This window comes from Endozoicomonas acroporae, assembly GCF_002864045.1.
Lineage (GTDB): Bacteria > Pseudomonadota > Gammaproteobacteria > Pseudomonadales > Endozoicomonadaceae > Endozoicomonas > Endozoicomonas acroporae.
The window spans coordinates 1-10,181 of sequence record NZ_PJPV01000292.1; the positions used below are offsets into that span (position 1 = coordinate 1).

Genomic DNA, 10,181 nt, shown 5'->3' on the forward strand with positions numbered 1-10,181 from the left:
GCTATTTGTCGTCTGCCAAAAAACAGGGTAAGGATATATACCAGTCACTTCTTAGAGCTGTTCAGAATTACAGTAATATGCCTTTACTGGGTGCTGAATAGTTACAATACGTCTTTGTGTGGTTATAACTCAAGCAGTCCAGTGTTGCCGTCACTGGTGGTCAGTGTCAAGGATTCATGGGTTGGGAAGAAATAAGGAAACCTGGATTTCACGATGTCTGGCGGTTGATCAGGGCAGTTCCATTTCCGGTGAGGCGGTGAGCAAGCCCACGAGGGGGCTCCTGGTTTGACTTTACTCAAGGTATGAGTCCTATGGTTTTAAAATAATCAGCAACAACAGGATTCGATAGATTAAAGCGATAGTGCTGTCTTGGCAGGCGGATGCCATATTGATCAAATTTAGTCATTATGCCTGTGGTATAATAATTCCTGATTGATCTTGCAATATTTTCAAAGATAATGGGAGTTGTTCTTTTTCTGTGAGTGGTCCATTGCTCTGAAAATTTGTCGAGGTCTTTAAATTCAAAGATACCTTGTCTGATATTTACCCAGGAAATGGAGCTATCTCGGTTGTCAATAATATTATGTAATATAAATTTCCAGAGAGATTTTTCGTCATTTATATTTCTCTTTTTTTTATCAGACTTTGGCTCACTTAATTGATGCTGATCGTAGAAGGTATATCTTTCCACTTGGAAATAGCCAGCTCTCTGGCTATATTGAGTATTGGAAAAGAGGAATGGATCCTTTACCTGTTCAGTGCGTTCTGCTCTGGCTCCAGAATTTACAACCACCTGACTCTCCGGTTTTTTTCTAATGTTAGTTGATGTAGAGTAAGGTGCCAATTTATTAGATTCTTCATACGACTGTGGCTGGCTTATTATGCCAGCATCAGAAAAATAGGGATGCATAGTTTCAAAGATGTTACTTCTTACCCTTGGGCTATCATCATAAGTATTTTGTAAGAAATAAGGAGGATTCAAACGGTTAAAAGGTGGATAATTAATCTCCATCTGTCTCTGTGATAAGTTGGTTTGATATTGTATTGAGTTGCAGTGGTCGTTTGTAAATATTTGACGCGTGGTGGTATATGGGGTGTATCTCAGGTGTTTTTCTTTATTCCTTACCGTTGTGGAATGTCTTCGGTGAAGTTGATCATCGTTAGGGTTAGATATTTTATTTAATGTATTGTTGGCAGATATCGGGTTGCTCATAATAAATTTGAACCTGTATTTTTTTAGTCTTTCTCTTTGTCAATGTTATATGGCTAAAAGTTCCATCTTTGAGTCATCTTTTTTGTCAGGTGGAACCACTTTTCAATGTGCTGCTTATTCATTGTCGCTCTGTTCAAAAGATAACATTATGATAGCGCTTCATTCTTGCGCGCCTGATTGCGTTTTCTCTGATACACCCTTTGGCGCTCTGCATAATCAGGATTATTCATATAGCGCTTCCTTTGGATCCTCCTTCGATACTCTGCATAATCGGGATTATTCTGGTAGCGTTCTCTCTGATAATTTCTGAAGCGCTCCCTTTGTTTCTCTGCGTAAGCGGGATCTTTACGACGCTCCCTGTAGCGTTTCCTTTCGAGTGCCAGATAAGCAGGATTTTTTTTCCGCGCCCTCTGTCTTTGTGCGTAATTGGGGTTATTCTTGTAGTACTCCCTTTGACGCTCTCTTTTGCGTTGCGCGAAGTCGGGATCATTCCGGTAACGCTCCCTCTGGCGCGCCTTTTTACGCTCCTTTTGACGTTCTGCCCCCGCAGGATCTTTACAACATTTGCTGTTGCGCTTCACTGTCAGGGTGGAACTTGCATCCGGGACCTTATCTCTTGCCCGGGATGAGTCAACTGATGAACCAATACCTAAAATAGACTGGATCGAGAAACATTCATTAGCAGGAATATATGGTGGGGCATGATCATTAGTCTGCAGCTCTATTCTGACGGGTAAATACTGTAAATGGCGATTAACGATGACTATCGTTCTTTTTTCAAACCGGGGGTCATCAAATGGGTTATGAAAAGGTACTGACTGCTGAAGATACCTTTCAGGCATTCTATCAGTATGTATAGCGTATTGTGCAGTAGCTGATGTTGCAACGTCACGGAAGAATGCCTGACCCGATACAACCGGAGATGATAAAGCAGCATCTTGAAAATAAGAGTAGCCGTCAAAATTTGCGTTTGATTGAGTAGGGAAATTCGCTATATCCATTGAATTATTTAATTATTGAAATTTATCATATGACCAGTCTTTCTGATAAAAGTTCCTCCCTGATCAAATTTTCACACTATTTTTTCCACCACGCATGGATCACACATAGATATTGGCTATTGATTCTGGATTTAAATTTATCTTTTTTGTTGATATGAATTTTTTGTCCTTCTATACAGGAGGTGGCATTGTGAGAGTGCTTCCATTTTTTTTTGCTGCCTATGGTGCCACACCCTGGATCTTCTTTTGTTGCTCTGCATGATAGCGCTCCCTTTGGTTCCTTCTTCGACGCTTTGCATATTCGGGATCATTTTGATAGCGCTTCTGTTGGTTCTTCTTTTGGTGCTCTGCATATTCGGGATCATTCCGATAGCGGTCCCTTTGGGCCTTCCTTCGATGCTCTGCATACTCGTGATCATTCAGATAGCGCTCCCTCTGACGTTCCCTGTATCGCTTTCGGCGCTCTACGAAAGCGGGATCTTTGCGAAGCTTCCTTTGTCGCTCCCTTTCACGCTCTGCGAAGTCGGGATTATTTTTGTATCGATCCCTGTAGCTCTTTCTTATTTTCTCCATGTGAGCGGGATCTTTGCGCAGTTCCCTTTGGTAGTTCCTTTGTTTCTCCCTCTTGCGCTGTGCGAAGACAGGATCATTTTTGTAGCGCTTCCTTTGGCGCTCTGCGCAAGCAGAATCCGTATAAAGTAAACTTTTGTGCTTGTTTGTTAAGGAGCAACTTTCACCGGACGCCTCAATTTCTGTCCGGGCTGAACCGGCTGATGAATCAGTACCTAAAATAGACTGGATCGAAAAACGTTCATTGGCGGGAATATATTTTGGTGCATGATTACTCTTCTTCAGCCCCATTCTGGCTGGCAAGTGATGTTCAGGGTTGTAAACGATGACAATCGATCTTTTTTCAAACCGGGGATCCTCAAGTGGATTATGAAAATGCACCGTTGGCTGCTGAAGGTAGTTCTCAGGCGTTGTATTTTTGGACGCAGCGCAGGGAACCGCAGCTGTTTCTGCAACATCACGGTAAAAGGCCTGACCCGATCTGCCCGATTCAGAAAAAGTGGTATCTTGAAAGTGAGAAGCGTAGTCCGAAGCTGTATATATTGGCTCGGAAAAAAAGGCTATATCCATTGAATTATTGAATTATTGAATTATTGAACTCTAGCTTTCTGACCAGTCTTTTTATATAAAGTTCCCCACCTGACACAACTCATTTTAATCTTTGTTGTGGATTTTCTGAATAACCATATGTCATGTCAGGGGTTGCGGTGAAGGCAGTCACCACTGAAGATAGGATGATTGCCGCGGTGATTCTGTGTGGGTATTAACGCTTGTCTGCACTATTCGAGATCCTCTTCCCAGTCATCAATCAACCAGTCACCGATCATCCAGTACTGATCAATATCCATGCTACGCACTGGGTCATCACCTCGATCAAACATGTCCTTGCCTTCTTTAAAGGCTTCCAAACACTCGTCTGCCAGTACCTGCCCATGAATGTTCAAGCCAGTGGAGAATTTATCCGGAAAGTGCTTGAGGCTTTTAGCCAGTCCCTGGCTTGGGTCAGATGGCCACAATTTTTTCAGCACAGCGCGGGAAGCGCCGTAGGTGATCTCATCAATATGAGTTCCCTGACAGTGAGCCCGGTAGATCGCCATCAGGCTCAGGTCATCGGGCTCGGCGGTGGTGATCATTACCAGGGGCTGTTTCTGCTGGCAGTCAAACTCACTGGCTAACAGGTGAAGCGCCAGTCCTTCCGCGGAATAAAGAGGGCTGATATGGCAGGCATTGCAGGCGGTAATCAGTATCTGTCCAGAGGCATCAAGGATACAGGCTGTATAGGGCGATGCCGGGTTTGCATTGACGCCAAGCTCCAGCAGCTCACCCATCAACTCGGTGTAATCAGACATGTTGATAACTCCAGATCACCATGATCCCAACAGGCGGTCAAGACTCACAGTCATCAATATTGGGACAGGCTTAAACATAGTTGATGGTCAGCATTTTGTCTGCCCATAGTCCTAACCCGGACATTTCATAAACATGCTCCTAAAGAGTGATTACCAGTCCATCATGGCCAGCTTCAATATCTTTTGGTAACGGATTGGTATTCATCCAGTTATCAAGCTCATGGCCAATATGGGTAAGAATCGTGCGTGATGGTTGTATCCTCTGGTGCAGCTCCATAACATCGTTCAGGCTGTTGTGAGCTCCGGGAGGCTCTGACATGTCCGGAGGGTAACTACAGTCAATAATCATGACATTGACCGGATTGTTGGTAAAAAAGGTGAGGGTCTCCTCTGGCAGTCCCAGGGTATCCGTCAAATAGACCAGTGTCCTGCCATTACGGTGAAAAACATAGCCCATGGTTGGGCGTGAGTGACTGAGGGGAACAGGGGTTATTCTGACACCATTGACAGTAAAGGGAGCGAAGGGTGTCACTGTCTGGCTGAAATCCAGAATGCCGGAATGTTTCAACAGCTCTTCCGGGGCATCCGAGGTGTCTGGCCCGGTCACGGATATTTTCAGGCCACTTCCCCAACGCAGGCTGAATAAGCCGGCAATATGATCCATATGGTAATGGGTCAGAATAATCTGTTTCAGGGAGCCTGCTGGAAAACGATCTTCAATATCCGTAAGCCCTGCATCAATAAGCATCATTTCATTGTCGGACTCCAGGATAGCGGAAGCCGGTCGGCGAGCGAGAAAAGGGTCCATGATGGCTTTAATGCAGGCGGGGCAGTCACAACCATAAACCGGGCATCCTTTCACGCTGCCTGTGCCGGTCAGGGTAAACTTCATCGGGAACTCCATAAAAGACTCTATAAACTGAGTGGCAGTACCGTGGTGGATTTAATGGCAGAGAGAGCCAGGGCCGTTTTAATCTGGCTGATACCTGGAATCTTCATCAGTTCTTCCATCAGGAAAAAAGAGAGTGCGTGCTGATTTTTGGCCACCACCTTTAACAGGTAATCGCCATCACTGCCAGTGATGGCATGACACTCCATAACCGGAGACATGTCCAGAATGGCCTCTTTGAAATGGGTTGCAGAGTCCGGGGTATGATTATCCAGGGAAACCGTGATAAAGGCTTCAACATCCAGGCCAACCGCCTGAGGGTTCAGTAAAGTCACCTGTTTCTGTATATAGCCTTTTGCCTTCAGCCGACTGATACGGCGGGAGCATTGTGATGCAGAGAGGCTGACCAGCTCTGCAAGACATTGCAGGGATAGCGCATCATTCTTCTGGAGTTCAGACAAAAGTCTGATGTCGTAGGTATCCAATACATTTCTGCTCACCATCCGATCCCTCGCTGTGTTGTTGGCCGCACTTCTGATCAATGCAGGCATACCCGGATTAAGCATCTTCTCTAACCGGAATAATGCACTTCTTTCATTAACAACCTCCGGCAATCAGGGCTGCTGCCGAATTTATTGACAGGATCCCGACAAAACTGGCTGGCTGCTTTCAGGTAGTGTAAGCCCGGTTTTATGGCTCCGCCAATTCATCTGATGCAAACCTTTTGTATCATCTTGCGTAATGAGGCTGCATATCGCAAGGCTTTTGCATCAGGGCGATCGTATACTTTTTCTATACTGTGGCTGGACTGTAAAAGAGGACGAAGCATGACAACGAACAAAATGTCAAAGATTACCAGCACGAACCCGATGGGAACCGACGGGTTTGAATTTGTCGAATACGCAGCGCCTGATGCGCTGGCTCTGGAAAGCCTCTTCAAACAGTTTGGATTTGTTGCGGTAGCGCGCCACCGATCCAAAGAGGTGACGCTCTATCGCCAGGGGGGAATTAACTTTATCGTTAACAGCGAGCCTGACTCATTTGCCCAGAAGTTTGCCCGGGAGCATGGCCCTTGTGCCTGTGCATTTGCCATTCGGGTAGAAGATGCGGCGTTTGCCTATGAGAGGGCGCTCAAACTGGGCTGTCAACCCGGGCCAACCCAGAGTGGTTCCATGGAGCTGAATATCCCATCCATTGTGGGCATCGGTGGCTGCCTGATTTATCTGGTTGACCGATATGGCGACAAAGGGTCAATTTATGATGTGGACTTTGTTCCTGTTGAGGGCGTTGATCAGGAACCTGAAGGTGTCGGCCTGACCTTTATCGATCACCTTACCCACAATGTCCAGCGGGGCAATATGGATAAGTGGGCATCTTACTACGAGGATATTTTTAACTTCCGTGAGATTCGATATTTTGATATTGAAGGCAAGTTGACCGGGTTGAAATCCAGGGCAATGACCAGTCCCTGTGGGAAGATCAGAATTCCCATCAATGAATCTTCCGATGACAAGAGCCAGATTGAAGAGTACCTGCACCAATATAATGGTGAGGGTATTCAGCATATTGCACTGTACTCCAAAGATATCTATCAATCGGTACCGACGATGCGGGGCAATGGTGCCGCCTTTCTGACCCCACCGCCGGACACCTATTACGAGATGCTTTCTGAAAGGCTGCCCTGGCATCAGGAAGATGTTGATAAGTTGAAAGCCAGTGCCATCCTTATGGACGGTGCGCCTACAGAGGAGGGTGGATTGCTGTTACAGATTTTCACTGAAACCGCCATTGGCCCGATTTTCTTTGAGATCATCCAGCGCAAAGGGGATGAAGGGTTTGGTGAGGGTAACTTTACCGCGCTATTTGAAAGCATGGAAAGGGATCAGATGAGAAGAGGGGTGTTGTAGCTTTTACTCTGATCTGACTGATCACCAATCCGTCGGGTTTTCTTATGGAGCTGGTTCTATCACAGGGCTTTTCAGGGGAATGAACCATCAATCCGGTGGGGTAGTGATTCACTACCTTGCTGCAAGGCCGGGGAGAGTTTTATGAAGTCATCCAAATATCAGGCCAGAAAGCCTGACGAGTCAGGCTTTATTGAATATACAGATGAGGAGCATGAAACCTGGAGTATTCTGTATCACCGACAGATTGAGTTATTGCAAGGTCGGGCATGTGATGAATACATGGACGGCATCGAAGAACTGGCCATGCCGTCAGAGCGGATTCCACAACTGGATGAAATAAGCCGTGTGCTTAACGGTAAAACCGGCTGGGGGGTTGCCAGGGTGCCGGCGCTGATCTCCTTTGATCGTTTTTTTAAGCTTTTAGCCGACAAACAATTCCCGGTTGCCACCTTTATCCGCGTCAGAGATGAGCTTGATTATCTGCAGGAACCGGATATTTTTCATGAAATATTTGGTCACTGCCCTTTGTTGACCAATCAGGATTTTGCTGACTTTACGGAAACCTATGGCAGGCTCGGTCTGGCTGCCAGCAAAGAAGAGCGGGTTTACCTTGCCAGGCTTTATTGGATGACGGTTGAGTTTGGCTTATTGAATACCTCCCGGGGGTTGCGTATTTATGGCGGTGGAATTCTCTCCAGCTTCGGTGAAACGGCCTATGCCCTGGAGAGTGATATTCCCGTCAGAACCGCCTTTGACCCACTGACAGCATTGAGAACGCCCTACCGGATCGATATTTTGCAGCCATTGTATTATGTACTGGACGATATTGCGGTCCTTCATCGCCTTGGTGAAATGGATATTATGGCGCTGGTCCATCAGGCGATGGCGATGCCTCTGTTTCCCCCAATGTTCGAGCCCAAGTCTGAAGAGGGTGCTGCGTGAGTCAGCATCCTGCAACTTATTGGTTTTATATTATCCAATCATAACTGTTATTCTCATTAAGGTCATAAAGAATTGAAAGTCTCCCGTGGTTAACCGGATGTTCGGAGACTTAAACGGCAATGTTCCTGTTTTACGGGGTTTCTGTTTTTGTTGCTTCCCTGTGTTAACATTCACGATTTCTCTGATACTTACTTCTTTCCTAAATAAGTCAATACTTTGAATTGCAAGGAGTCTACGATGCATCCAAGGGAGCTGAGCATTCAAACACCGCATTTAACTTTTGCTGCGTTGGAGTGGGGGGACCCTGAGGGTGTTCCGGTGATCGCACTTCATGGGTGGCTGGATAATGCGGCCAGTTTCACTCCCATGGCCCCAAAGTTAGAAGGCATCAGGCTGATAGCCGTGGACCAGGCTGGCCATGGTCTTTCTGAACATCGTCCAGCGTGGTTCAGTTATGATGTTTGGCACTACGTTGAAGATCTGGTTTATATCGCTGAGTCATTGCAACTTGAACGGTTTGGTTTGCTGGGGCATTCCATGGGCGGTGTGGTCAGTGCGATGGCAGCGGGTTCCGTGCTGAAAGATCAGGTTACCGGGTTGGTAGCTATTGATGGGCTTTTCCCCTGGCCAAGAAACCCTGAAGATGCTCCTCAAGCACTGGCGAACTATATCAATCAACGCAGAACACCGGTTGATCAGCTGCCAGTAACCCGCTATCGATCGAAGGAGCTGGCCGTTCGGGCCAGGGCCATGGGCCAGTTCAAAGTTTCCAGGCAATCGTCAGAACTGCTGGTGGATCGATCTATTATTCAGGATGGAGATGACTGGATCTGGACGGCAGATCCCCGTTTAAAGCTGGGATCTCCCACCCGTTTTTCCCTTGAGCAGACCCTGGCATTTCCCCGGCAGATAACCTGTAATGCTCATATGGTCTATGTTGACAGTGGTCCGATCAGTGACGCTATTAACCAGTATCATCAGCAGCTGCCAAATATTCATTTTCACCCGATGAGTGGCAACCATCATCTTCACATGGACGATCAGGTGGAAGCGATTGCCAATATAGTTAACTCTGTTTTAGGCAGTAAATTATGATAGTCTGAAACGTCGTTGGGGGAAGACTTGGATGGTGTTTCATGAATAAAGTGATTGTGGATATCCCGGGTCTACTGAAGACTCTTAAATCTGGCTCTTTAACCATTGCCTGCAAAATAATCAGTATCCTGCTTTGCCTGGTAATTGGTCCTTCAACCTATGCGTCGGGACTTCCAGCGTATCCTAATGCCCGCATAGAGCTTGCCATCGATGAGAACCGACAGAACCACCCAATCATTACCAACCGGATGAAGCGGGTCAACGGCGTTGTCACCTCGGATGGCGCTCAGTGGCTTGACGGGCACCTGATCAGGGACCTCTACTTTCTGCCGCCCGGGCACAGCAGCAATCAGGGCTATGAATTTTATGTCAGCCTGTTGCAAGGGGAGGGTGTTGAAACGCTGTTTGAATGCCGTAGTTTTTCCTGTGGTGCCAGTAATTTCTGGGCTAACGATGTCTTCGATATTTCCACGCTCTATGGTCAGGATAAGGAACAAGCGTTTTATATTGGGAAAAAGCTGAACACCTTTTATACGGTCTACGCGGTGCGCCGGGGCAATGGACGCATTTATACATTGGTGGATATCTTTAAGCCCCATGACTATGAGATGGAACGTACAATCGAACAGGATGCTGGCAACAATGTCTTCAGGCTGGAATCCGGTAAATCCGGGATTGAAAAAAGTTCTGATCTGGCCTCATTTGTTACAAATATGAACATTGACTCATCAATGAATGCACTGCTTATCATTCACAGCACGGTACCCGATACCCTGGCAGAGCTGGATACCTGGCAGAACAAAATGGAAGTACTGCAAGAGAATATTGTTCAGCATTTAAATGAGCAGGGGATCAGCGAGTCACGACTACGCTTCAATATTTCCATTGGCACTGAAGATAATTCGCTGGACCCGGGAACAACGCCATCTTTCGGGCTTGAAATTGTGCCTTTAAATTAAAGGTCGAGTGCCATTTTCTTCAAATTGGGCTTATGTTCACGGACTTATCCGCATCTGATGATCTTTATCCGGAACTATGAGTGATTTTACAGGTCTGATTTTACAGGTGAGATCTGTTCAAGCAGTGAAATAGCTGCTGGCAATCGTTAACTACTTTCGGATTGATTCAAAATGCAAAGCTTGCCTGCTACACCGTCAGGAGCGAATGGTTACATTAAGGCTCTTCGCCGTTTCATATGGATTTCAGGATGTCTGC

The 10,181-nt window shown here is 46.4% G+C and carries 10 protein-coding genes; 4 read left to right on the forward strand and 6 right to left on the reverse strand.

Annotation, left to right across the window (positions count from 1 at the left end; all coding sequences use genetic code 11):
* Nucleotides 1-295 precede the first annotated feature (295 nt).
* The 6 genes from CX664_RS25310 to CX664_RS25335 all read right to left on the reverse strand — a co-directional run bounded on the left by CX664_RS25310 (nt 296) and on the right by CX664_RS25335 (nt 5,564).
* Nucleotides 296-1,213: an ETS domain-containing protein gene (locus tag CX664_RS25310; protein WP_101749335.1), complete on the reverse strand. Its 918-nt coding sequence runs from the start codon at nt 1,211-1,213 to the stop codon at nt 296-298.
* A gap of 146 nt (nt 1,214-1,359) precedes the next feature.
* Nucleotides 1,360-2,214, reverse strand: a complete 855-nt coding sequence (locus CX664_RS25315) for a hypothetical protein (RefSeq protein ID WP_101749336.1) — start codon at nt 2,212-2,214, stop codon at nt 1,360-1,362.
* Between the two features lie 219 nt (nt 2,215-2,433).
* Nucleotides 2,434-3,354 carry a hypothetical protein gene (locus CX664_RS25320; protein WP_101749337.1) on the reverse strand — a complete coding sequence of 307 codons (921 nt, stop codon included), beginning with the start codon at nt 3,352-3,354 and terminating at the stop codon, nt 2,434-2,436.
* 209 nt (nt 3,355-3,563) lie between these two features.
* Complete coding sequence (locus CX664_RS25325) at nt 3,564-4,133, reverse strand: hypothetical protein (protein ID WP_101749338.1); 570 nt, start codon at nt 4,131-4,133, stop codon at nt 3,564-3,566.
* Between the two features lie 139 nt (nt 4,134-4,272).
* The gene (gene phnP, locus CX664_RS25330) at nt 4,273-5,025 is read right to left on the reverse strand and encodes a phosphonate metabolism protein PhnP (RefSeq protein WP_101749339.1); all 753 of its coding nucleotides are present in this window, start codon (nt 5,023-5,025) and stop codon (nt 4,273-4,275) included.
* Between the two features lie 20 nt (nt 5,026-5,045).
* Nucleotides 5,046-5,564: an Lrp/AsnC family transcriptional regulator gene (locus CX664_RS25335; protein ID WP_163372616.1), complete on the reverse strand. Its 519-nt coding sequence runs from the start codon at nt 5,562-5,564 to the stop codon at nt 5,046-5,048.
* A 285-nt stretch (nt 5,565-5,849) separates the two neighbouring features.
* On the opposite strand from CX664_RS25335, the gene hppD reads away from it, so the two are divergent.
* The 4 genes from hppD (at nt 5,850) to CX664_RS25360 (ending at nt 9,925) form a co-directional block, all read left to right on the forward strand.
* Nucleotides 5,850-6,929: a 4-hydroxyphenylpyruvate dioxygenase gene (gene hppD, locus CX664_RS25340; RefSeq protein WP_420810400.1), complete on the forward strand. Its 1,080-nt coding sequence runs from the start codon at nt 5,850-5,852 to the stop codon at nt 6,927-6,929.
* A gap of 141 nt (nt 6,930-7,070) precedes the next feature.
* The gene (gene phhA, locus CX664_RS25345; protein ID WP_101749341.1) at nt 7,071-7,871 is read left to right on the forward strand and encodes a phenylalanine 4-monooxygenase; all 801 of its coding nucleotides are present in this window, start codon (nt 7,071-7,073) and stop codon (nt 7,869-7,871) included.
* A 237-nt stretch (nt 7,872-8,108) separates the two neighbouring features.
* Nucleotides 8,109-8,966, forward strand: coding sequence for an alpha/beta fold hydrolase (locus CX664_RS25355; RefSeq protein WP_101749343.1), 858 nt, complete (start codon nt 8,109-8,111; stop codon nt 8,964-8,966).
* Between the two features lie 41 nt (nt 8,967-9,007).
* Nucleotides 9,008-9,925: a DUF4892 domain-containing protein gene (locus tag CX664_RS25360; protein WP_101749344.1), complete on the forward strand. Its 918-nt coding sequence runs from the start codon at nt 9,008-9,010 to the stop codon at nt 9,923-9,925.
* The last annotated feature ends 256 nt before the right edge of the window (nt 9,926-10,181 follow it).